This is a genomic window from Paenirhodobacter sp. (assembly GCF_047600745.1).
In the GTDB taxonomy this organism is placed as follows: domain Bacteria; phylum Pseudomonadota; class Alphaproteobacteria; order Rhodobacterales; family Rhodobacteraceae; genus Rhodobacter.
The window spans coordinates 303,336-325,989 of sequence record NZ_JASGKI010000003.1 but is presented as its reverse complement, the minus strand read 5'-3'; the positions used below and the strand labels follow the sequence as shown (position 1 = coordinate 325,989).

Sequence of the window (22,654 nt, the reverse complement as noted above, 5' to 3'; positions counted from 1 at the left end):
TCTCGTTCTCGGGTTATAGCCAGAACATGACGGTAGCGGCGAGGGCGACAGCGGACAGAAAGACCTTCGGTGACCGGTCGTAGCGGGTGGCGACCCTTCGCCAATCCTTCAGACGGCCGAACATGATTTCGATCCTGTTGTGGCGTTTGTAGCGACGCTTGTCATACTTGATGGGCTTGCCGCGGATGCTGTCCCATGGAGTGGTGTAGCTGGCACTGATCGTCACCGTGATGGTTGGCGCGGGCCTGCTTGATCAGGATGCCACGGCGGGCAGGCTGATGACGGGATCATCAGCCCATCGGCGCGATGGTTTCCAGCGTCATGTATCGGGCGCGCTGAACCGCCCATTCATCATTCTGCCCCAGCAGCAGCGCGCCAACCAGGCGAACGATGGCTTCATCATTGGGGAAGATGCCGACGACCTCGGTGCGGCGCTTGATCTCGCCGTTCAGGCGCTCGATGGGGTTTGTGGAATGCAGCTTGGCCCGGTGTTCCTTCGGGAAGGACATGTAGGCCAGAACGTCATGCTCGGCTTCGTCCATGAGCGTGGCCAGCTTGGGCACTTTGGGCCGGATCTGGTCGGCCACGGCGCGCCATTGGGTGCTGGCGGCTTCTGCGGTGTCCTGGGCAAAGGCGGTGGCGATGAAGGCGGAGACGACCCTGCGCCCGCTTTTGCCGACATGGGCGAGGGCGTTGCGCTGGAAATGGACGCGGCAGCGCTGCCAACTGGCGCAGAGGACCTTTGAGACGGCAGCCTTGATGCCTTCGTGGGCGTCCGAGATCCCCAGTAGTGCCGCAGCACCCGTGTAATCACTCACCTGGCCTGCGGTCATGAAGAACCGGATCGGGCGACCTTCTGCATCAGTGACGGCATGCAACTTGGTGTTCATACCGCCCTTTGTGCGACCGATCAGACGGCCTCTGTGGTCGCCGCGTCCCCCTTTTCGACCGCAGGCTGGTCGCCGTGCGGTGCGCCTTCAGGTAGGTCGCATCGATCATCACGGTCTTCGGAACCTCCGCCTCGGCGGCCAGACCATCCATCATCCGGGCAAAAACCCCCTTGTCGCTCCACCGCTTCCAGCGGTTGTAGAGCCTTTCGGGAGCCGCAAAATCCCGTATCGGGTGTTCTTCACCCGTGTTCCGCCCGCAATCCGGGAGCGCACGGCGCGCGATATAGAACGCCAGTTTTCCGGCGCGGCGGTCCCGGTGCTGCCAGCGACTTTGATCGACCGGGCGGCCTATCGGGCGCTATTTTCTCTAGGTGGCACGCTGCACGAGCTGGAAACGTCCGATGTGTCCGGGCTGGTAACCACCAAGGACAACGCACGTGAGTATGCGCAAGCCGTCATTAATACGATCAGGGGAGGGGCAGCATGACTGGCGACGACAAGAAGCGCGCCACGCTCGACTTTGGCGACGACCTGAACACACCGCCAGCCCCGCCCGTCGATCCGAACGCGGTGAAGGCGGCGACACGCGCGGCTGGCTTTCGTGAAACACCCAAAGCGCCGGAGCCGTCTCCGTCCTCGCCGGGGCGGCCAGCCCGCCGCGCGCGCCGCAAGACAGGCCGCACAGAGCAGTTTGCGACCAGGCTGCGGGCCGAAACGCTCGAAGCGATCTACGCCTATGCCGACCGGCACGAGATCACGCTTGCCGAGACGATTGAGCGGGCCATGAGCGCACTTGGCGAAGGGAGCGGGTGAACGGCTTGGCTTGCAAAGCTATACAAATTTTGATATAAAGTGGCCAATGGCTGATATGAAGCGGGTCGAATTTCTCGAGGATTCCCTTGAGCAGTTGCGGGATTTTCCCGAGGCGGCGCGGAAAGAGGTCGGCGTTCAGTTGCACAAGGTTCAGCAAGGGCTTGAACCGAGCGACTGGAAGCCGATGACGAGCGTGGGGCAGGGGGTGCGGGAAATCCGTATCCGCGACGAGGCTGGAATCTTCCGGGTGCTCTACATCGCCAAGATAGAAGATACGGTCTATGTGCTGCACGCCTTCCAGAAGAAGACACAGCAAACGGCCAAACGAGACTTAGCAGGCTGCTGAAATAGTCGGGCCTCGACGCCGATTGCAGAACATGGTTCACCCGCTGGGGATCAACGGCGGAGCCAGGCATGCGCGGTACAGACGAGACGAGCGGATCGCTGTTCAGTTATGTTGATCTCGAAGAGCGGATCCCCGCCCGGCATCCGCTGCGCACGATCCGGCGGGTCGTCCATGACGCCTTGGCGAGCCTCGACGGCGAGTTCGATCGGCTCTATGCCGATTTCGGTCGCCCCTCCATCGCGCCGGAACGGCTGATCCGTGCGAGCCTGCTGCAAATCCTGTTCTCGGTCCGCTCTGAGCGGCACCTGATGGAGCAGCTGGACTACAACCTGCTGTTCCGCTGGTTTGTGGGGCTTGGCGTCGACGACCAGGTCCGGGTCCCGACCGTGTTCAGCAAGAACCGCGACCGCCTTCTCACCACGGACATGTCGCGCAAGGTGATGGCCGCCATTCTCGCGCATCGCGAGGTCGCTGAACTCCTGTCGGACGACCACTTCTCGGTCGACGGCATATTGGTGAAGGCCTGGGCTTCCATGAAGAGCATCCGGCCAAAAGTGGACGGCGATCCCGGCGATCCCGGCGATCCTCCGGTACAGGATGCCGCCCCGCAAGCCCCATCTCCGCAGCCCGATCCGGAAACCCGCCCGATGTCCCGCCCCGCCAGCCGCAGCCGGAATGCCGAAGTGGATTTCAGGGGCCAGAAGCGCACGAACGCGACGCATGCCTCCACGACAGATGCCGATGCGCGGCTTTACCGGAAATCCCCGGGTACCGGCGCGATGCCATGCTTCATCGGGCACGCGGTCATGGAGAACCGCAGCGGGCTGGCCGTCCAGGGCGACTTGACCCGCGCGGACGGTCGTGCCGAGCGCAAAGCGGCGCTCGACATGATGCACCGGCATTCGCCGGGATCGACCAGGCGGCTGACCCTGGGCGCCGACAAGGCCTACGACGCTGCCGGGTTCGTGGCTGATTGCAGGCGAGCCTGCATCACCCCGCATGTCGCGCAGAAGCCGCGGTTCTCGGCGATCGACGGACGGACAACGCGGCACAAGGGTTATGCCCTGTCTCAGAAGCACCGGAAGCGAGTCGAGGAGCTCTTCGGCTAGTCCAAGACCGTCGGCGGCGCGGCGCAGACCCTCTATCGCGGCGTGGAGCGCGTGCGGTCCCGCTTCCTCCTCACGCTGGCGGCGGCAAACCTTGCCCGGCTGCCGAGGCTGCTGGCGATTTGAGGCCAGGAAACACCGCGCCACCCATGCCGAGAGGCCAGGAAAGGCCGGAAAATCAAGCCGCCCGCCAAGCGCAGCGGAAACCGTTCCGCTCACCAGACTATTTCGGCGGCCTGCTAGGGTCCAGCCCCATTGAGTTTCACAGCCAGAACAAGACGGTTGCGGCTAGCATGATCGCAGAGAAGAAGGTTTCCGGGCAGCGGTCGTATCGGGTTGCGACACGGCGCCAGTCCTTCAGACGGCCGAACATGATCTCGATGCGATTGCGCCGTTTGTAGCGCCTCTTGTCGTATTTCACCGCCTTCTTGCGAGACTTCCGTCCCGGGATGCAGACCTTTATCCCCTTGTCTTTCAACGCCTCTCTGAACCAATCGGCGTCATAGCCCCTGTCGGCCAGCAGCCAACCCGCTTTCGGCAGGGTAACCAACAGCGCCGCCGCGCCGGTGTAATCGCTGACCTGGCCGGCCGACATGAAGAACCCGATCGGGCGCCCCTTGGCATCGGCGACGGCGTGCAGCTTGGTGTTCATGTCGCCTTTGGTGCGCCCGATCTGGCGCCCGCGCCCCCCTTTTTCACGCACAGGCTCGACGCCGTGCGATGTGCCTTGAGATAGGTCGCGTCGATCATGATCGTCTTGTGTTCGGCACTCTCGGCGGCCAAGCCGACCATGATCCGGGCGAAGACCCCGTTGTCGCTCCAGCGCTTCCAACGGTTGTAGAGCCTTTCGGGAGCTTACGCGGCCCCACTGGGGCCACGGTTTCCCTCAAGTCGCCGGGCCGTATTCCTTCGGCGCGTCACACCACCGCAAGCCATTGCGATTGACGAAGATTCTCCCGCTCAGCATACGCTGGTCATCCACGCGCGGCTTGCCATGGCTCTTGGGAAAGAAGGGCCGTAGCCGCTTCATCTGCGCCTCGCTCAGCCAGAAAAGATTGCTCATTCGATCAGCTCTCCTTGCGGAGCCTGAATCACCCCAAAGGCCTGAAATCAATGGGTCTGGAGCCTGTGACGGCCCCGACCCGGCGAAGTTCGCGGAGCGCCTAAAAGAGAACAGTTCTGGCTACCACACTTGGACCGAAGCCGAGGTGGCGCGCTTCCTGGAGCGGCACGGCCCCGGAACAAAGGCGCGGATGGCACTCCTGGTCGCGCTGAACACGGGCATGGCGCGCTAGGACTTGTGCGGTGCTGGCCGCCACATGATCTCGATTCGGGACGGCAGGCAACGGATAGCCTATGCGAGAGGCAAGACATCCGTGGCGGCCGACCTGCCCATCCTCCCCGAGCTAGCGGAAGAGATTGCCCGCCTGCCAGCCGACCAGGATCTGTTCATCACGCAAGAGGGCTCGCTTCTTCCATATCAGGTGACATCGTTCGGCAACTGGTTCAGGAAACGGTGCCGGGAGGCGGGGGTGCTTGGATCTATTCACGGGTTGCGGAAGGCCGGCGCAACGCGGCTCGCAGATGCTGGGGCGTCCGAGTGGGAAATCGCCTCGTATCTTGCGTATGCTGATACGACCCAAGCCCGCATCTATACGCGCAAGGCGAACCGAGCGCGACTGGCTGACAGTGGCTTCGAAAAAATGAGGAAATTGTCCAACACTACAGAGCAGTTGAACAAATCAGAGGGAAAACCCTATGAAGATCATCATATTACATGAAAACGTGGCAGCCCGTAGGGGAGTCGAACCCCTCTTTTCAGGTTGAAAACCTGACGTCCTAACCGATAGACGAACGGGCCACTTTCGCTGGTGAGCGGCGTTTTGTGCTGCTCGGCGTCGTGTGAGGCGGTGTTTAGGCCAGGGCGGGGCGGGGCGCAAGGGGGTTTTTGACGTTTTCGCAAACTTTCTTTGCGGGCAGGATAACCGTTGCGGATCAGGTGGTTCAGGCGCGGGCTGCGTCTTCGAGGCGGAGCTGCGCCTTGCGCCGTCCGCCCCAGGTGTTGATCTCCAGCCGTCCGGCGCAATGGAACCGTTCGGCGCCGCCCAGGCTCAGCGCGGGGCCGAGGGGGCCGTCGAAGGCGCCGAAGCAGACTGCTTCGATCCGGGGGCCGGTGCCGTCGCTCAGTTGCACCCGCAGGTGGGTTTCGCCGATCCGCCGCGCGCCGGAGACCTGCATTGACGGCAGGGCGAAGCGCGGGGCGGGCGCGCCCTGGCCGAAGGGGCCGGCGCGCTCGATGTCTTCGATCAGTTCGGGGGTGACCGCGCCGGGCATCAGCAGGCCGTCGATGCGCAGGTCTTCGACCCCGCCCAGCCCCGCGCCCTGCCGCGCCAGCAATTCGGCCAGCCGCGCCATCGCCGGTTCCAGCTTGCTTTCCTCGACCGTCAGGCCCGCCGCCATCCGGTGGCCGCCACCCTTGAGCAACAGCCCCTCGGCGGCGACGCGATGCACCGCAGCGCCCAGATCCACCCCCGCGACCGACCGGGCCGATCCCTTGCCGATGCCGTTTTCCAGCCCGATCACCACGGCGGGGCGGTGCGTCGCCTCCTTCAGCCGCGCGGCGACGATGCCGACGACGCCGGGGTGCCAGCCCTCGCCCGCCGCCCAGACGAGGGGCGCGTCCAGTCCGCGCGCCTCGGCCTGCGCAAGCGCGGCTTCGCGGACGCGGTTCTCGATCTCCCGCCGCTCGGTGTTCAGCCGGTCCAGCCGTTCGGCCAGCGCTCCGGCCTCGGCCGCGTCCGCCGTCGCCAGCAGCCGCGCGCCAAGGTCCGCCGCGCCGATCCGCCCGCCCGCATTGACCCGCGGCCCCAGCACAAAGCCCAGATGATAGGCCGAGGGCGCCGAATCGAGCCGCGCCACATCCGACAGCGCCACCAGTCCGGGCCGCTCGCGCCGCGCCATCACCTTCAGCCCCTGCCGCACCAGCGCCCGGTTCACCCCCACCAGCGGTGCCACATCCGCCACCGTGGCCAGCGCGACCAGATCAAGGAGCCCCATCAGGTCCGGCCCCTGCACGCCCTCGGCGCGCAACTGCCGGTTCGCCTCGACCAGCATCAGGAACACCACGGACGCGGCGCACAGAAAGCCCAGCTCGCCGTCTTCGTCCTGCCGGTTCGGGTTCACCACGGCCAGCGCCTCGGGCAGGGTCTCGCCGCCCAGGTGGTGGTCCAGAATCACCACATCGGCGCCCTTCGCGGCGGCCACCGGCTCATGGCTCAGCGTGCCGCAATCGACGCAGACGATCAGCGAATGGTCCCGCGCCAGCGCCTGCATCGCGGGGACGTTCGGGCCATAGCCCTCGTCGATCCGGTCGGGGATATAGAGCGTCGCCGGACGCCCCATCGCCCGCAGCCAGGTCAGCAGAAGCGCCGCCGACGAGCCGCCATCCACGTCGTAATCCGCGAAAACGGCGATCTTTTCGCGTCCCTTCACCGCGCGGAGGAACCGCGCGGCGGCCTTTTCCATGTCCTTCAGCCGGCGCGGATCGGGCAGCAGGTCGCGCAGCGTGGGTTCCAGAAAGCCAACGGCCTCTTCCGGCGCCACGCCGCGCGCCACCAGGACGCGGGCGAGGGGCAGGGGCAGGCGGGTATCGCGGGCCATCGCCTCGGCCAGACGGTCGGCCTCGGCCGAAGGGCCGATCCAGCGCCGCCCGGTCAGCGAGGGGTCTACGTTCAGGAAAGCGGTCATGCGGCGTGCTTAGCCCAAAGGCGGTTCCGCCGCCACCGCCTTGCGCACCATGTCCCAGTAGATCGCCTCCACCCGGTCGCGGCTGAGCCGCCCACCCTCGCGATACCAGGTGTTGACGCCTGTCAACATCGCGATGATGGCGAGCGTCGCGAGCTTGGTATCCGGCACCGCGAAATCGCCCCCGGCCTGACCGGCGCGCAGGATGTCCTCCAGCGCGGTCTCATACCGTTTCCGCAGCCCCTCGATCGCGGCGAAATTCCCGGGCGAGAGGTTGCGCAGCTCCATATAGCTCAGGAACACCGCCTCGGGCCGCTGCAACGAATGGCGGATGTGAAAGCGCACGAACCATTCCAGCCGCGCGGCGGGGGCAGGGGGCTTCGGCTCGGCCTCCCATGCGGCGAGCAGTTCCTCCATATGCGCGCGCAGCAGGTCGAACAGCAGCGTTTCCTTGTCGGGCGTATAAAGATACAGCGCCCCGGCCTGCACCCCCACCTCCGCCGCGATCTGCCGCATCGAGACGGCGGCAAACCCGTGTTTGACGAACAGCGTGAGCGCCGCCGCGCGGATGCGGGGGCCGGTGATTTCGGAATGCGAGCCGGTTTTGCGTGCCATGGGCGCAGCATAACTGAACGCGCGTTCAGCAGCAAACCCCGGCTCTGGTCAGCCGCGCCGCGCCGCCCTATGCTGGCCCGAAACCGGAGCCCGACGATGATCCGCCTGACCCTTCTTGCCCTGCTGGGCGCCCTTGCCGGATGTGGATCCGATGGGGACTATCCCGCGCTGGTGCCCGTTGGCACGCTGCTGAGCGATGCGCCGGACGCGCCCGCGCCCACGGATGAATTGCGCGCGCGGGGCGATGCGCTGGAAGCCCGGGCCGAAGCGCTGCGCCGCGCGCAACCCTGATCCGTTGCAAGGACGCGCCCGACAGGCTAACAGGGCGCAACCCTGACCCCGATCCATGAGGTTCCCATGTCCGCGCCCGCTTCTCCGCTTCGTCTTGGCATCGCGGGGCTTGGCACCGTGGGGATTGGTGTCGTCAAGATCGTGCAGCGCCATGCCGATCTGCTGGCCGCACGTTCGGGCCGGGCGGTCCAGATTACCGCCGTTTCCGCGCGCGACCGGGCGAAGGCGCGCGATGCCGACCTTTCGGCCTATGCCTGGGAAACCGATCCCGTCGCGCTGGCGACCCGCGATGACGTGGATGTCTTCGTCGAGGTGATGGGCGGCCACGAAGGCGCGGCGAAGGCCGCGACCGAGGCCGCGTTGCGCACGGGCAAGGATGTGGTCACGGCGAACAAGGCGCTGCTCGCGCATCACGGGCAGGCGCTGGCCGAACTCGCCGAAGCGCAGGGCCGGGTGATCCGGTTCGAGGCCGCCGTCGCCGGCGGTATCCCGGTGATCAAGGCGCTGACCGAGGGGCTGGCCGGCAACCGCATCCGCCGGGTGATGGGGGTGATGAACGGCACCTGCAACTACATCCTGACCCGGATGGAGACGGCGGGCCTGCCCTATGACACGGTGTTCGAGGAAGCGCGGCAGCTGGGCTATCTTGAGGCCGATCCGACGCTCGACGTGGGCGGGATCGACGCGGGGCACAAGCTGTCGATCCTCTCGGCCATCGCCTTCGGCACGCGGATCAGCTTTGCCGATGTCGTGCTCGAAGGGATCGAGCGGATTTCGATCGACGATATTCGCCGCGCCGACGATATGGGCTATAAAATCAAGCTGTTGGGGGTCGCGCAGGTGACCGGGCGCGGGCTGGAACAGCGGATGACGCCCTGTCTCGTGCCCTCGACCTCGCCCCTGGGGCAGTTGCAGGGCGGCACGAACATGGTGGTGCTGGAGGGCGATTCGGTCGGGCAGATCGTGCTGCGCGGCGCGGGCGCGGGCGAGGGGCCGACGGCCTCGGCGGTGATGGGCGATGTGGTCGATCTCGCGCGCGGGTTCCGGATGCCGACCTTTGGCCAGCCCGCGGCGACGCTGGCCGATCCGGTGGCGGCGGTGGTGTCGGCCCCCGCGCCCTATTACCTGCGGCTGGAACTGCTCGACAAACCCGGCGCGCTCGCCAAAGTGGCGGCGGTGCTGGGCGAGGCGGGGGTGTCGATTTCCCGGCTGCGGCAATATGGCCATGCCGATGCCACGGCGCCGGTGCTGATCGTCACGCACAAGACCACGCGCGATGCGATCGACGCGGCGGTCGCGGCCTTCGCGGCGACCGGCGTGGTTGCCGGAGAGACCGTCGCGCTGCGGATTGAAGAGGTTTGAGCGTGCCATCCCGGCATCTGTTAGCGTTCTCACTCTTGCCTATCACCGGGCTGCGGGCTTACCTGTCCGCGGCCCTTCGCTTTGGCAGACAGGAATAGAAAATGACTCCCCCCATTGATTTCAACGACCGCATGCTTTCGCTGGGCCTCGCCCGCGTGTCCGAAGCTGCCGCCCATGCTTCCGCGCTCCTGATCGGGCGCGGCGATGAAAAGGCGGCGGACCAGGCTGCGGTGAACGCGATGCGCGACCAGCTGAACATGCTGGACATCGACGGCACCGTCGTCATCGGCGAAGGCGAGCGTGACGAAGCGCCGATGCTGTATATCGGCGAAAAGGTCGGCACCGGCAAAGGCCCGGCGGTGGATATCGCGCTCGACCCGCTCGAAGGCACGACGCTGACCGCGAAGGACATGCCCAACGCGCTGACCGTGATCGCGATGGCGCCCGCTGGCACGCTGCTGCACGCGCCGGACGTGTATATGGAAAAGCTGGCCGTCGGGCCGGGCTATGAAAAGGATGTCGTCAGCCTCGACATGACGCCGACCGAGCGGATTCTGGCGGTGGCCAAGGCGCGCGGCGTCAAACCGCATGACATCACCTGCTGCATCCTCGAACGTCCGCGCCACGAAGACCTGATCCGCGAAGTCCGGGAAACCGGCGCCGCGATCCGCCTGATCACCGATGGCGACGTGGCGGGCGTGATCCACTGCGCCGAACCGGAAATCACCGGGATCGACATCTACATGGGCTCGGGTGGCGCACCGGAAGGCGTTCTGGCGGCCTCGGCGCTGAAGTGCATCGGTGGGCAGATGTGGGGCAAGCTGCTGTTCCGCAACGACGATGAACGCGGCCGCGCGGCAAAGGCCGGGATCACCGACCTCGACCGGATCTATACCCGGGACGATCTGGTCCGTTCGGACGTGGTGTTTGCGGCGACCGGCGTGACCAACGGTTCGATCGTGCGCGGCGTGAAGCGCAGCCCGACCTTCATCGAGACCGAAACGATCCTGATGCGCTCGAAGACCGGCTCGGTCCGGCGCGTCGTTTATCGCAACCCGATCCGCTGAGGATAGGGGGGCGGCTTCGGCCGCCCCTTTGACTCTGGCGCTGTCCGGACCAATATAGCGCGCATGAGTTTGCCCCCGGGTTTCCTTGATGAACTGCGCAACCGCGTCTCGATCTCTCAGGTGGTCGGGCGCAAGGTGGTGTGGGATTCGCGCAAGTCGAATCAGGCCAAGGGCGACATGTGGGCGCCCTGTCCGTTCCATCAGGAAAAATCCGCGTCTTTCCATGTGGATGACCGCAAGGGGTTCTATCACTGCTTCGGCTGCCATGCCTCGGGCGATGCGCTGAAATTCGTGCAGGAGACGGAGAACGTTTCCTTCATGGAGGCGGTCGAGATTCTGGCGCGCGAGGCCGGGATGCAGATGCCGGCGCGCGATGCGCGCGAGGCCGAACGCGCCGACCACCGCACCGAACTCACCCGGGTGATGGAGGAGGCGGTGAAGCATTTCCGCCTGAGCCTGTCGATGCAGGCGGGGGCCGAGGCGCGGACCTATCTGCAACGGCGTGGGCTGAGCCCGGAAACCATCGCGCGATTCGAAATCGGCTTCGCGCCCGACGGCTGGCAGGGGCTGTGGGATGCGCTGAAGGCGAAGGGAATCGCGGACGATCTGATTCTGGGCGCGGGGCTGGCGAAGCCCAGCACGAAGGGCGGCAAACCCTATGACGTCTTCCGCAACCGGATCATGTTCCCGATCCGCGACCCGCGCGGGCGCTGCATCGCCTTTGGCGGCCGGGCGATGGACCCGAAGGACAATGCGAAATACCTGAACTCGCCGGAAACCGCGCTGTTCGATAAGGGGCGGACGCTGTTCAACCACGGCCCGGCGCGGGAGGCGGCGGGGAAGGGCGCGCGGCTGATCGTCTGCGAAGGCTATATGGATGTGATCGCGCTGGTGCAGGCCGGGTTCGGCGGGGCGGTGGCGCCGCTTGGCACGGCGGTTACCGAAGAGCAGCTGCATCTGATGTGGCGGATCCATGACGAGCCGGTGATCGCGCTTGATGGCGATGCGGCGGGGGTGAAGGCGGCGCTGCGGGTGATCGACCTGGCGCTGCCGCTCTTGGAGGCGGGGAAGGGGCTGCGCTTCGCCATGCTGCCGCAGGGGCAGGATCCGGACGAGGTGATCAAGGCCGCCGGGCCGCAGGCGATGCAGAAGGTGCTGGATGGCGCGCGCCCGATGGTCGATCTGCTGTGGCAGCGCGAGACCGAGGGGCAGGTCTTCGACAGCCCCGAACGCCGCGCCGCGCTCGACAAGAAGCTGCGCGCCGCGATCGAACGCATCCGGGATCCGTCGATCAAGACCCATTACGGCGCCGAGGTGAAGCGGCTGCGCGAGGCGCTGTTCGGCTTTTCGCGGCCCGCGTGGAAGCCGTTCGTGAAGGGGGCCAGGCCGCCGGTGCAGCCACTGCCGACGACGCGCTCGACGCTGCTGGTCGCGGCGCAGGGGCCGGAGGTGACGGACCATCTGCGCGAGGCGGTGGTGCTGGCGATTCTGGCGACCCATCCCCGGCTGATCGCGGAATACGAGGCGCGGCTGGAGGGGGTGCGCTTTGCCGATCCGGCGCATGAACGGCTGTGCCGGCTGATGCTGAGCCTCGCGCATGACCCGGAGGTTGCGGCGCGGTTGCCGCAGGCGGCGGGGGGCGACCTTGAAAACCTGCTCGCGCAACCCCATGTGCGGACCGTTCTGGTCACGAGCATCCGCGAAGACGCCGATTATGCCTCTCATTGTCTGGCCGCCGATCTGGCGAAGCTGACCGCGCGCCGCGCGTTGGAGCAGGAAATCGCCGAAGCCCGCGAGGATATCGAGGGGCTGGCCGATGAGGGCGTCACCTGGCGCCTGGCCCAGGCGGCAAAGGCGTTTGAACAGGCGCTGAAACCGACCGAGAACGACGACCGTGCCACCGTGCGCGCGGAAAACGGAGTGGAACTCGACAAGGAGGAGCTCGAACAGAGCCGGGCTTTCTATGATTCGATAGATTTCAGCCGCGGCGGACGCGGATCGCGGAGAAACTAGGCAGATGCCTGATTCGCCCTGATTCCGCCCTGTGATTCGACCCCGCGATTCGGTAGAACCACCCGCAACGATTCGATTCTGTCGTGCCGCCCTCCGGCGCGACGCCATCCGCCAAACCCCTTCAGGAGCGCCCATGGCCGCCAAGGATCTCGACGACAGCAAACCGGAAACCTCCTCGGACGATGATGCGTCGTTCGACATGTCGAAAGCCGCTGTGAAGCGGATGATCGCGGAGGCGAAGGAGCGCGGTTACATCACCTATGACCAGCTCAACACGGTCATGCCGCCCGATCAGGTCTCGGGCGACCAGATCGAGGATGTGATGTCGATGCTGTCCGAAATGGGCATCAACGTGGTCGAGGCCGAGGAGGGCGAGGAGCCGGAGGCGGGGGAGGTCGCGCCGGTCGGATCGGGCTCGCGCGAGATCGCAGTGGCGACGTCCACGACGGAAAACCTCGACCGCACCGACGATCCGGTGCGGATGTATCTGCGCGAAATGGGCTCGGTCGAACTGCTGTCGCGCGAAGGGGAAATCGCGATCGCGAAGCGCATCGAGGCGGGGCGCAACACGATGATCGCCGGGCTGTGCGAAAGCCCGCTGACCTTCCAGGCCATCACGATCTGGCGCGACGAACTGCTGAACGAAGAGATCCTGCTGCGCGACGTCATCGACCTTGAAGCGACCTTCGGGCGCTCGGTCGATGAGGATGGCGAGGAGGAATTGCTCGAAGAGGAACTGCCCGCAGGCGAGGCCCCGGCGGAGCAGCAGGGCGAGGACTGGCAGGCGAAACCGCGCGGCGTTGACGCGGATGGCAACCCGCTGCCGGCCGAAGAAGACGAGGACGATTACGACGGCCAGAGCCTGTCGCTCGCCGCGATGGAAACCGCGCTGAAGCCGAAGGTTCTGGAAACGCTGGAAGTCATCGCGCGCGACTATGCGATGTTGGCCGAGATGCAGGATCTGCGGATGTCGGCCACGCTGAACGAGGACGGCACCTTCACCGTGGCCGAGGAGGCCGCCTATCAGAAGCTGCGGTCGGAAATCGTCGGGCTGGTGAACGAACTGCACCTGCACAACAACCGGATCGAGGCGCTGATCGACCAGTTGTATGGCATCAACCGGAAGATCATGTCGATCGACTCGGCGATGGTGAAGCTGGCCGACAACGCCCGCATCAACCGGCGCGAGTTCATCGAGGAATACCGCGGCTACGAACTGGATCCCACCTGGTCCGAGCGGATGGGCGCGAAGGGCAACCGCACCTGGAACGCGCTGTTCGAGAAGGCGGGCGACAAGGTGGACGAACTGCGCTCTGAAATGGCGCAGGTCGGGCAGTATGTTGGCGTCGATATTTCCGAATTCCGCCGCATCGTGAACCAGGTCCAGAAGGGCGAGAAGGAAGCCCGGCAGGCGAAGAAGGAAATGGTCGAGGCGAACCTGCGCCTGGTGATCTCTATCGCCAAGAAATACACGAACCGCGGGCTGCAATTCCTTGATCTCATTCAGGAAGGCAACATCGGCCTGATGAAGGCGGTCGACAAGTTCGAGTATCGCCGGGGGTATAAATTCTCGACCTACGCGACGTGGTGGATCCGGCAGGCGATCACGCGCTCGATCGCCGATCAGGCGCGCACGATCCGGATTCCGGTCCATATGATCGAAACGATCAACAAGCTGGTGCGCACCGGGCGGCAGATGCTGCATGAAATCGGCCGGGAGCCGACGCCCGAGGAACTGGCCGAAAAGCTCCAGATGCCGCTGGAAAAGGTCCGCAAGGTGATGAAGATCGCCAAGGAGCCGATCTCGCTCGAAACCCCGATCGGGGACGAGGAGGACAGCCAGCTTGGCGATTTCATCGAGGACAAGAATGCGGTCCTGCCGCTGGACAGCGCGATTCAGGAGAACCTGAAGGAAACGACGACGCGGGTTCTGGCCAGCCTGACCCCGCGCGAGGAACGGGTGCTGCGGATGCGCTTTGGCATCGGCATGAACACCGACCACACGCTGGAAGAAGTCGGGCAGCAGTTCAGCGTGACGCGCGAACGGATTCGGCAGATCGAGGCCAAGGCGCTGCGCAAGCTGAAGCACCCGAGCCGGTCGCGCAAGCTGCGCAGCTTCCTCGACCAATAAGATCAGGGGGCGTCCCGGCGCCCCCAGGCCACGATCTGCGCATGGCGCACCCCGGTGCGGCGCAGCAGGCCATCGCGGATCGCGCGCAGCATCAGCCCGGCAAAAACCCGCGTCTCCCCCCGGTGAGCGCGGGTTTTTGCCAGCCATTTCGGGATGATGACCAGCAGCGCGGGCCAGAACAACCAGCCCGCCGCCTGCCGATACAGCAGCAGCAGGTTGCGGTGGTAGTAATAGGCCTTCCACAGCGGGCGAAAGCGGCGATCCTCTCCGGCGAAGGTGGTCAGGTCATGCTCGAACCGGATCCGGGGTTCAAAACACATCCGCCCGCCACGCGCCGCAAGGCCGAGGGTATAAAGCCCGTCGTCGCCATAGATGAACAGTTCGGGATCCGGGAATCCCGCCCGCGCAACCCCTTGGCGTGACACGAAAAACCCGACGAAAGAGGTGACGTCGATCGGATGCGGGTGCGGCTCGTCATAGGCCAGCGGGTCGAGGTGAAAGCCCGAACGCCCCTGCCGCAGGGTCTGAAAGAACAGCCGCAGGTTCCAGAACGGATTGCGCGAGGGCCGGTTCATGTCGCAGATCCGGCCATCGGGCAGGTAGACGGCCGCGGCGATCCCGTCCCACTCCGAGGTGTCGAGCGCTTGAAACGCGGCCAGCGCCCCCGGCTCCGGTCGCCCGTCATCGTCCATCACCACGATCCAATCGGGATCGAAACGCGCCACCGCCGCCCGCATGCCACGGTCGAACCCGCCCGCGCCGCCGATATTCTCGGCCTCGCGCAGCAGATGCAGGCGCGGTTCGCTCAGCGTGGCGAGCCACGCGCCGGTGCCGTCGGTCGAGGCATTGTCCACGACGACGACACCCGCCAGATCACCCTCCGGGCTGTCGAGCAGGCGCGCGATGGTGACCTTCAGCTGCGCAAGGCGGTTGTAGGTGACGACGACGGCGACAAGACGCTTCATCGGCTCAGAGCGGCGCGTTCACGAAGGCCGGGGCGGTCCCTTTGGAAAGGAAATGCGCTGCGGTATCAAGGGCTTCGCGGATCGTCACATCCATATCCAGATAGCGATAGGTACCCAGCCGCCCGACGAAGGTCACACCCTGCGCCTGTTCCGCCAGCGCCACATAGTCCGAAAGCAGCGCCTTTTCCCGCACCTGCCGGATCGGGTAATAGGGGATGTCCTCCGGCCCGCAGAAGCGCGAGAATTCGCGGTAGCAGACGGAACCCGCATGGCTCTCCCAGGGCGCGAAATGCTTGTGCTCGGTGATCCGGGTGTAGGGCACGCTTTCCTCGCCGTAGTTCATCACGGCGCAGCCCTGATAGTCGCCCTCATAGGTGAAGCGCTCGAAATCCAGCGTGCGATAGCCCAGCCGGCCCAGCTCGAACCCGAACCAGCCGTCGAGCGGCCCGGAGTAGAACACATGGTCGAACTCCGCCGCCTGCGCCCGGTCGAACACGGTGCCAAGGCTCAGCGTGATGCCCGGATGGTCGAGGATCGCGGCGATCATCGCGGTGTAGCCGTCTTCGGGCATCCCTTGGAATTTATGGAAGAAATAGTTGTCGTCGTAGTTGAACCGCACCGGCAGCCGCTTCAGGATCGAGGCCGGAAGTTCCGACGGCTGCACCCCCCATTGCTTGATCGTATAGCCCTTGAAGAACGCCTCGTAGAGGTCCGGCCCGACGAAGCGCAGGGCCTGTTCCTCAAACGTCTGCGGATCGGCGATGCTCTTGTCCGCCTGTTCGTCGATGAAGGCGCGGGCCTCGTCCGGGCGCAGGGTCTTGCGGTAGAACTGGTTGATCGTGTGCAGGTTGATCGGCAGGGAAAACACCTCGCCGCGCGAGGTGGTCTTGACCCGGTTCCGGTAGGGCCGGAAGGCCGCGAAGCGGTTCACATAGTCCCAGACCTCGGCATCGTCGGTGTGGAAGATATGCGGGCCGTAGACATGGACCATGACGCCGGTCGCAGCATCCCGCTCGGTATGGCAATTGCCGCCGACATGGCTGCGCGCATCCACGACCGTGACGCTATGGCCCGCTTCCGCGAGGCTCCGCCCGATCACAGCCCCCGACAGCCCCGCTCCGACGCACAGAATATTCATTGCCCTACCTTTTGTCCTCAGCCGCATCGTTGTGGCATCAGCCGCAGGGATTGGCAATCGACGAAGGTCAGATCAGGTCGAAGTTGGCGGGCGTCAGATCCGACCAATGCAGATCGGTCAACAACACTTCACCCCCGGACCAGCTGAGCAGCAGGCCGCCGGAGGTCTGCTGATGGGCGATATCGGAGATCGAGGCCGCGCCGATCTGCATCCGCAGAACATCCTCCGCCGGGGCGAAATCGGTGACGACATCCGCGCCGGTGCCGGTGGCGAACACGAACACATCCGCACCCGCGCCACCCGTCAGGATGTCATTCCCGGTGCCGCCGTAAAGCGTATCCTGCCCTGCATCGCCATAAAGCCGGTCGTCGCCGGTGCCGCCATACTGCGTATCGTTGCCGGTGCCGCCGCGCAGGGTATCGTTGCCGGTGCCGCCACTCATCCGGTCATGGCCCGCGCCGCCGCGCAGATAATCGTTGCCGTCTTCGCCAAACAGCCAGTCATTGCCGTCTTCGCCGTTCAGCACATCGTTATTATCGCCGCCGCGCAGGGTATCGTTGCCCGTGCCGCCATACAGCCGGTCGTTGCCCGCGTCGCCATAAAGCCGGTCATTGCCCGCCTCGCCTAACAGCCAGTCGTTGCCGGTGGCGCCATACAGCGTATCGTTGCCATCGCCTGCACGCAGGGTATCGTTGCCCGACCCGCCATTGAGCCAGTCCTCCCCGGTATTCCCGCGCAGGTAATCGTTGCCCGCATCGCCATAAAGCCTGTCGTCGCCGGTGCCACCCATCAGCACATCGTTGTCATCGCCACCATAAAGCGTGTCGTTCCCCGATCCGCCGTCCAGCCGATCCCGGCCCGCGCCGCCGGAGAGCCGGTCGTTGCCCGCATCGCCATAAAGCGTGTCGTTGCCCGCCTCGCCAAACAGCCAGTCGTTGCCAGTGCCGCCATACTGCGTATCGTTGCCGGTGCCGCCGCGCAGAGTATCGTTGCCGCTGCCGCCACTCATCCGGTCATGGCCCGCGTCGCCGCGCAGATAATCGTTGCCGTTTTCGCCAAACAGCCAGTCATTGCCGTCTTCGCCGTTCAGCACATCGTTGTCATCGCCGCCGCGCAGGGTATCGTTGCCCGTGCCGCCATACAGCCGGTCGTTGCCCGCGTCGCCATAAAGCCGGTCATTGCCGGCCTGACCGTAAAGCGAGTCGTTGCCCGTGCCGCCATACATCGTGTCGTCGCCATCGCCGCCATACAGTGCGTCATTGCCATCGCCGCCCTCCAGCCAATCGTCACCCTCATGGCCCTTGATGATGTCGTTGCCCGCATCGCCATAAAGAAGGTCGTCGCCGTTGCCCCCGAGAACGGTGTCGTTCCCGCTCCCACCGATCAGGGTATCGTCCCCGCCGCCGCCGTCCAGCCAGTCGTTTCCGTCGAGGCCCGAGATCGAATCCGCCGTGAAGCTGCCGAGCAGCTTGTCCGTGCCTGCGGTCCCCGTGATTTCGGTCGTCAGCATCATCGGCGGCCTGTCGGTCTTCCATTCGATCGAGGCGAGGATCTGCGCCGCCGTCAGGGGTTTGCCGTCGGCGGAATAGATCCGGGTCCGCTCGCCGGAGGGGAAGGTCAGGATGGCGCCCGTGTCCGTTTTCGTCACGCGCAGTTGCGCCGCGCTGTAAAGCATCGGGACCGCGGACAGGTCGAGCCGGTCGGCGCCATAGGTGAAATCCGTGATCACATCCTCCGCGCCATCCGCGAGCAGCACGAAAAGGTCGTCTCCGGTCCCGCCGGTCAGGGTGTCGGCCCCCTTGCTGTCGACCAGAATGTCGTCTCCGGCCCCGCCCGACAGCCTGTCCGCCGCCACGCTTCCCAGCAGCACGTCATCGCCTTTGGTCCCGTTGGCCTTTCCCCCCGACGCGGTGATGACCTTTCCCATATCGGCGAGCGAGAGCGAAAGCTGCGTGACCCCCGGCGCCGCCTGCGAGGCCACCAGAATGCGCAGCGTATCGCCGACCTGCGTCGCGGTGATGGCCGAGATCGCCTCAAGCCCCATCTCGGCGGTGTCTTCGATGGTGGTCAGGTGCAGCAACTGACCGGTGGGCAGCAGCAGAAACACCGACACACCGCCATCTCCGCCCCCGGCAACGACGAAGGCGCGGTCTCCGGCCGTCACCACATCCATCGCGGTCATGGAGCCGAACCGCGTGGCGAGCGAGTCGAGGATATGGTCCGTGAGCGACAGCGCGCCGCCCGCGTCCATCCGCATCACCGTCAGCGCCCCGCTTCCGCCGGAGGCCGTCCCCGAGATCACGAAGGTGGTTCCCCCGATCGTCACGGTATCGAGCGCGACCGCCGTCCGCAGCAGGCCGAGGCCGTCGCTCATGCCGATCGAGCCGACGGCGGAGATGGCGCCGCTGGACGCGATCCTGTAGCTGCTGACGCCGGCGGTATCGGGGCGCAGGGTGAGCAGATAGTCGGCCGAACCGATCCGGACGGTATCGAGCACCGTGGTGAGCCCGGCGGACAGGATGGCATCGCTCGCCGCGACCTGTTTCAGGCTGGCGGCGGAGGTTTCGGTCAGCGTGGCATAGGCGCCGTTGGCGAGCCGGGTTACGACGTCACCGTCCTGCGTGGCGGAAAGCACGGTGGGGGAGAGCGGCGCGCTTGCCTGCGTGGACAGCACCACCGGCGCGCCGATGGTGCCCGCGCTTTCCAGCCAGTAGCCGACCAGCTTGCCCTGCGCATTGGCGCCGATGACGGCGATCGTCCCGCCCGAAGATGGCAGCAGCGTCAGCGCGCCGGTGCTCATCGACACCATCGAGGCGGAATAGGCAACCTTGTCGAGGACTTTCCCGGTGTTGAGCGACAGCGAGAAGATCCCCCCGTTCTGCCCGCCCGCCGCGATGAGGACCGGGCCGGACCTGCTGTCGAACACGGCCAGCGACCGCAGATCGACCGCCAAAGCGTCGAGGTTGGCCCCGAACATGCCCAGAAATGTCAAGTCACGCATGACGCTGCCCCTTGTCCGCCGGGGCATGGAGGTGTCAGGACGGAGGCCGCGAAGACCTCGCGCCCAGACCGGACCCGCACCCCTGACATCCGCCGCGACCGGATCCCGGCCTGTTCAGGGTAAGGATGCAGGCGGAACCCCTTACAGGGCAGAAATCCGGTGTGGCGGAAAAATGGCTTTTCCAGCAAAATTTCCGGATTTTCGAGGTTGCGTTTCCACCCCGGACCTTCAGGCTTCCATCAGCCGCTTGAAATGCCGCACCAGCAGCATCAGGCCGAAGAACAGCGTCACCGCCCCGATCAGCGCGACATAGGCCGGGCTGACATATTCCCCATTATAGGTCGGGTAGATGCTCATCCGCGCCAGCCCCACGATATGGATCAACGGATTGAACCACAGCAGGTCCTGCACCTGCGGCGGCATCGAGGAATAGGTGAAGAACACCCCCGAAACCAGAAACAGCGGCCGCGTGGCAATCGACCAGATCCGCTCGTAGATCGGAAACGATGTCATCAGGAAACAATTCAGCGTACCCACCCCCGCCGACAGCAGCACGACCAGCCCCAGCATCAGCCCAAGCCGGCCAAGATCAAGCCAGAACGGCAGCCCGAAGATCAGCATGATCCCGCACACGACCACAAGCAGCACCACGATATCCGTGAGCGCATTGAGCAAAAGCCGCGCCACCAGCGTATCCATGAAGGTCACGCAAGGATAGGCCATGAACGGGCGCGAGAACTGGACCGAGCGCGCGAGCTTGTTGGTCAGCGAATTGAACATCGAAAACGGCAGGAAGCCCGTGGCATAGAACAGCGCGAAACTGTCCCCGACCGGCGGTTGACGCAGCGTCATGGAAAACAGCACCGAAAGCAGCGCGATCCCCAGGATGGGTTCGAGAATCGCCCACAGGTAACCGCCCGCGGACCGGCCATAGGTCGTCGCCATCTCGCGCAGCATCAGCGCGACCACCGTCCTTCCCATCTGGAAGCTCGGGCGCTTGCGGACGTCATGCAGGTTTGTGCGGTTCTGCTCGGGCTGCGGTATATCGGTCATGTGATAAACGAAGATCTGGCCTTGTTGGCGTCCCGCATGTAACAAGCCTGAAAGATCGGAACAACTGAAAGCAATTCGACGTGAACCAGACCATCCCCGTGGACAATGGTCAACCCGCCGAAGCAAAGGGCGCCCGCCCGCCGACCCCCGCCGTGCCGCCGGCCGATGCGCCACGCCCTCCGGTGCCGCATGCCCGGTTGCAGAAGCGGCACAAGCTGATCGCGCTGTCGTTTCTGGTCGTCGTCATCCTGCCCGTTCTGATCAGCGCCTGGTATCTGTGGGTCCATGCCGAGGATCAATATGTCTCGTCCGTGGCCTTTTCCGTCCGCAAGGAAGAATCGTCGCCCTCGATCGACCTGCTGGGCGGGATCACGCAGCTGACCGGATCGGCGGGTACGACCGATACCGATATTCTCTATGATTTCCTGCGCAGCGAGGAAATCGTGGCGCGCATCGACCGGGAAATCGACCTGCGGAGCCGGTTCACCAAGGCCTGGCCGGGCGATCCGGTCTTTGCGCTGGCGCCCGGCGAGCCGATCGAGCGGCTGGCGCGCTACTGGCGGCGGCAGGTGCATGTGCTTTACGACACCTCGACGCGGCTGATCACCATCGAAGTGGCCGCCTTCACCCCGGAGGATGCGCTGGCCATCGCCCGCGCGACCTTCGACGAAAGCAGCCGCACCATCAACCGGCTGTCCGACATCGCGCGCGAGGATGCCACGCGGTTCGCGCGCAACGAACTGGCCAAGACGCAGGACCGCCTGACCGCCGCGCGCCAGGATCTGACCGCGTTCCGGATGCGCACGCAGATCGTCGACCCGATGGCCGATCTGGCGGGACAGATGGGGGTGCTGAACTCGCTCCAGTCGCAGCTGGCAGAGGCGCTGATCTCGCTCGACACCCTGCGCGACAAGGCGCAGCCGCGCGATCAGCGCATCGTCCAGACCGAGCAGAAGATCACCGCCATCCGCACCCGGATCGCCGAGGAACGGGCCAAGTTCGGCTCCGCCCACACCGGCGAAAGCGAGGAGAGCTATGCGCTGCTCGTCGCGGAATATGAACGACTGGCCGCCAACAAGGAATTCGCTGAAACCGCGTTCCGTTCGGCGCAGGCCTCCTATGACGCGGCCATCGCGGAGGCGCAGCGCCAGTCGCGCTATCTCGCGGCGCATGTCGAGCCGCGCCTGGCGGAGATTTCCACGAAGCCGAACCGGATCGGGCTGCTGGCGGGCGCCTTCGGGGTCATGCTGCTGATCTGGTCCATCCTTCTGCTGATCTATTACAGTATCCGCGACCGGCGCTGAAATGATCGTCCTTGAGAACCTGACGAAGGTCTATCGCCGCAAGGGGATCCAGACGGTCATTGCCGACGGCATCAACGCCGTCTTCCCGACGGGTGAATCCGTGGCGTTGCTGGGCCGGAACGGGGCGGGGAAATCCAGCCTGCTGCGCATGATCGCGGGGACGATGCTGCCGACCTCGGGCCGGGTGCTGAGCGATGGCACGGTCTCCTGGCCAGTGGGGTTCGCGGGCAGCTTCCACAGGGATCTGACCGGCGCGCAGAATGTGCGTTTCGTGGCGCGGATCTATGGCGTCGATACCGATGAGCTGGTCGATTACGTCGCCGATTTCGCCGAACTGGGCGTGAACTACCACAAGCCTTTCGGAACCTATTCTTCGGGCATGCGCTCGCGGCTGGCGATGGGCGCGAGCATGGGCATCGACTTCGACACCTATCTGGTCGACGAAGTGACCAGTGTCGGCGATGCCGCATTCCGGGCGAAATCGCAAACGGTGTTCAGCGACCGGACGCGCAATGCGAGCTCCGTCGTCGTCAGCCATTCGATGCCCTTCATCCGCAAGACCTGCACCATGGGCGCGGTTCTTGAGCGTGGAAAGCTGACCCTCTACAAGGATGTGGAGGAGGCGATCCACGCCTATGAACGAACGACGCTCGGCCGACCTCCATCCATCCCGCAACGGGTCGTGCGCGCGGCGCCCGCCAAGCCGGAATAACGTCACGGCAGTTACCAGAAGCACGAAATCACCATGGACACCCGCAGCTATATCGCCACGCTGGGTGATAAATTTGCCGGGCAGGCGCGTGTCTGAACGGAGC

Annotated in this window: 17 protein-coding genes, 1 tRNA gene and 5 pseudogenes; 12 read left to right on the top strand and 11 right to left on the bottom strand. The window is 65.3% G+C overall.

What is annotated here, in order from left to right; genetic code table 11:
* Nucleotides 1-13: 13 nt before the first annotated feature.
* The 3 pseudogenes from QM789_RS08145 to QM789_RS08135 form a co-directional block, all read right to left on the bottom strand.
* Nucleotides 14-184, bottom strand: a pseudogene (locus QM789_RS08145) (transposase); the annotation flags it as partial.
* A gap of 69 nt (nt 185-253) precedes the next feature.
* Nucleotides 254-788: pseudogene (locus QM789_RS08140) on the bottom strand (transposase); the annotation flags it as partial.
* Nucleotides 786-1,095 (bottom strand): annotated as a pseudogene (locus QM789_RS08135) (IS5/IS1182 family transposase); the annotation flags it as partial. The pseudogenes QM789_RS08135 and QM789_RS08140, both read right to left, overlap by 3 nt.
* A gap of 27 nt (nt 1,096-1,122) precedes the next feature.
* Here QM789_RS08135 and QM789_RS08130 point away from each other — a divergent pair.
* The 4 genes and pseudogenes from QM789_RS08130 (at nt 1,123) to QM789_RS08115 (ending at nt 3,281) form a co-directional block, all read left to right on the top strand.
* Nucleotides 1,123-1,377 carry a hypothetical protein gene (locus tag QM789_RS08130; protein WP_420351423.1) on the top strand — a complete coding sequence of 85 codons (255 nt, stop codon included), beginning with the start codon at nt 1,123-1,125 and terminating at the stop codon, nt 1,375-1,377.
* Nucleotides 1,374-1,703, top strand: a complete 330-nt coding sequence (locus QM789_RS08125; RefSeq protein ID WP_420351422.1) for a hypothetical protein — start codon at nt 1,374-1,376, stop codon at nt 1,701-1,703. The genes QM789_RS08130 and QM789_RS08125 overlap by 4 nt, the downstream gene beginning before the upstream one ends.
* 46 nt (nt 1,704-1,749) lie before the next feature.
* Nucleotides 1,750-2,049 (top strand): type II toxin-antitoxin system RelE/ParE family toxin, encoded by a 300-nt coding sequence (locus QM789_RS08120; protein ID WP_420351421.1) that lies wholly within the window; start codon nt 1,750-1,752, stop codon nt 2,047-2,049.
* 68 nt (nt 2,050-2,117) lie between these two features.
* A pseudogene (locus QM789_RS08115) lies at nt 2,118-3,281 on the top strand (IS5 family transposase).
* A 136-nt stretch (nt 3,282-3,417) separates the two neighbouring features.
* On the opposite strand, the pseudogene QM789_RS08110 reads toward QM789_RS08115, so the two are convergent.
* Nucleotides 3,418-4,218 (bottom strand): annotated as a pseudogene (locus QM789_RS08110) (IS5 family transposase).
* A 256-nt stretch (nt 4,219-4,474) separates the two neighbouring features.
* Here QM789_RS08110 and QM789_RS08105 point away from each other — a divergent pair.
* Nucleotides 4,475-4,936 carry a tyrosine-type recombinase/integrase gene (locus tag QM789_RS08105; RefSeq protein ID WP_420351420.1) on the top strand — a complete coding sequence of 154 codons (462 nt, stop codon included), beginning with the start codon at nt 4,475-4,477 and terminating at the stop codon, nt 4,934-4,936.
* Nucleotides 4,937-4,941: 5 nt separating this feature from the next.
* Here the strand turns inward: QM789_RS08105 and QM789_RS08100 are convergent.
* From QM789_RS08100 to QM789_RS08090, 3 genes are all read right to left on the bottom strand, one after another.
* A tRNA-Glu gene (locus QM789_RS08100) sits at nt 4,942-5,016 on the bottom strand.
* A 143-nt stretch (nt 5,017-5,159) separates the two neighbouring features.
* A complete protein-coding gene (gene recJ / locus QM789_RS08095; protein ID WP_420351419.1) occupies nt 5,160-6,902 on the bottom strand; it encodes a single-stranded-DNA-specific exonuclease RecJ in 1,743 nt (580 codons plus the stop codon).
* A gap of 9 nt (nt 6,903-6,911) precedes the next feature.
* The gene (locus QM789_RS08090; RefSeq protein WP_420351418.1) at nt 6,912-7,514 is read right to left on the bottom strand and encodes a TetR/AcrR family transcriptional regulator; all 603 of its coding nucleotides are present in this window, start codon (nt 7,512-7,514) and stop codon (nt 6,912-6,914) included.
* A gap of 96 nt (nt 7,515-7,610) precedes the next feature.
* Here QM789_RS08090 and QM789_RS08085 point away from each other — a divergent pair, with 96 nt between their 5' ends.
* The 5 genes from QM789_RS08085 to rpoD all read left to right on the top strand — a co-directional run bounded on the left by QM789_RS08085 (nt 7,611) and on the right by rpoD (nt 14,378).
* The gene (locus QM789_RS08085) at nt 7,611-7,805 is read left to right on the top strand and encodes a hypothetical protein (RefSeq protein ID WP_420351417.1); all 195 of its coding nucleotides are present in this window, start codon (nt 7,611-7,613) and stop codon (nt 7,803-7,805) included.
* A gap of 66 nt (nt 7,806-7,871) precedes the next feature.
* A complete protein-coding gene (locus QM789_RS08080; protein WP_420351416.1) occupies nt 7,872-9,167 on the top strand; it encodes a homoserine dehydrogenase in 1,296 nt (431 codons plus the stop codon).
* A 101-nt stretch (nt 9,168-9,268) separates the two neighbouring features.
* Entirely contained in the window at nt 9,269-10,234 is a 966-nt protein-coding gene (gene glpX, locus QM789_RS08075) for a class II fructose-bisphosphatase (RefSeq protein WP_420351415.1), read from the top strand.
* Between the two features lie 63 nt (nt 10,235-10,297).
* Entirely contained in the window at nt 10,298-12,247 is a 1,950-nt protein-coding gene (dnaG, locus tag QM789_RS08070) for a DNA primase (RefSeq protein WP_420351414.1), read from the top strand.
* Nucleotides 12,248-12,380: 133 nt separating this feature from the next.
* Nucleotides 12,381-14,378 carry an RNA polymerase sigma factor RpoD gene (rpoD, locus tag QM789_RS08065; protein ID WP_420351413.1) on the top strand — a complete coding sequence of 666 codons (1,998 nt, stop codon included), beginning with the start codon at nt 12,381-12,383 and terminating at the stop codon, nt 14,376-14,378.
* A 2-nt stretch (nt 14,379-14,380) separates the two neighbouring features.
* Here rpoD and QM789_RS08060 read toward each other — a convergent pair whose 3' ends face one another.
* From QM789_RS08060 to QM789_RS08045, 4 genes are all read right to left on the bottom strand, one after another.
* Nucleotides 14,381-15,343 carry a glycosyltransferase gene (locus tag QM789_RS08060; RefSeq protein ID WP_420351412.1) on the bottom strand — a complete coding sequence of 321 codons (963 nt, stop codon included), beginning with the start codon at nt 15,341-15,343 and terminating at the stop codon, nt 14,381-14,383.
* Between the two features lie 4 nt (nt 15,344-15,347).
* Nucleotides 15,348-16,481, bottom strand: coding sequence for a UDP-galactopyranose mutase (gene glf / locus QM789_RS08055; protein WP_420351411.1), 1,134 nt, complete (start codon nt 16,479-16,481; stop codon nt 15,348-15,350).
* Nucleotides 16,482-16,548: 67 nt separating this feature from the next.
* Nucleotides 16,549-19,482: a calcium-binding protein gene (locus QM789_RS08050; protein ID WP_420351410.1), complete on the bottom strand. Its 2,934-nt coding sequence runs from the start codon at nt 19,480-19,482 to the stop codon at nt 16,549-16,551.
* 228 nt (nt 19,483-19,710) lie between these two features.
* A complete protein-coding gene (locus tag QM789_RS08045) occupies nt 19,711-20,535 on the bottom strand; it encodes an ABC transporter permease (protein WP_420351409.1) in 825 nt (274 codons plus the stop codon).
* Nucleotides 20,536-20,615: 80 nt separating this feature from the next.
* Here QM789_RS08045 and QM789_RS08040 point away from each other — a divergent pair, with 80 nt between their 5' ends.
* Nucleotides 20,616-21,839, top strand: a complete 1,224-nt coding sequence (locus QM789_RS08040) for a capsule biosynthesis protein (protein ID WP_420351408.1) — start codon at nt 20,616-20,618, stop codon at nt 21,837-21,839.
* Between the two features lies 1 nt (nt 21,840).
* Nucleotides 21,841-22,551, top strand: coding sequence for an ABC transporter ATP-binding protein (locus QM789_RS08035; protein ID WP_420351407.1), 711 nt, complete (start codon nt 21,841-21,843; stop codon nt 22,549-22,551).
* The last annotated feature ends 103 nt before the right edge of the window (nt 22,552-22,654 follow it).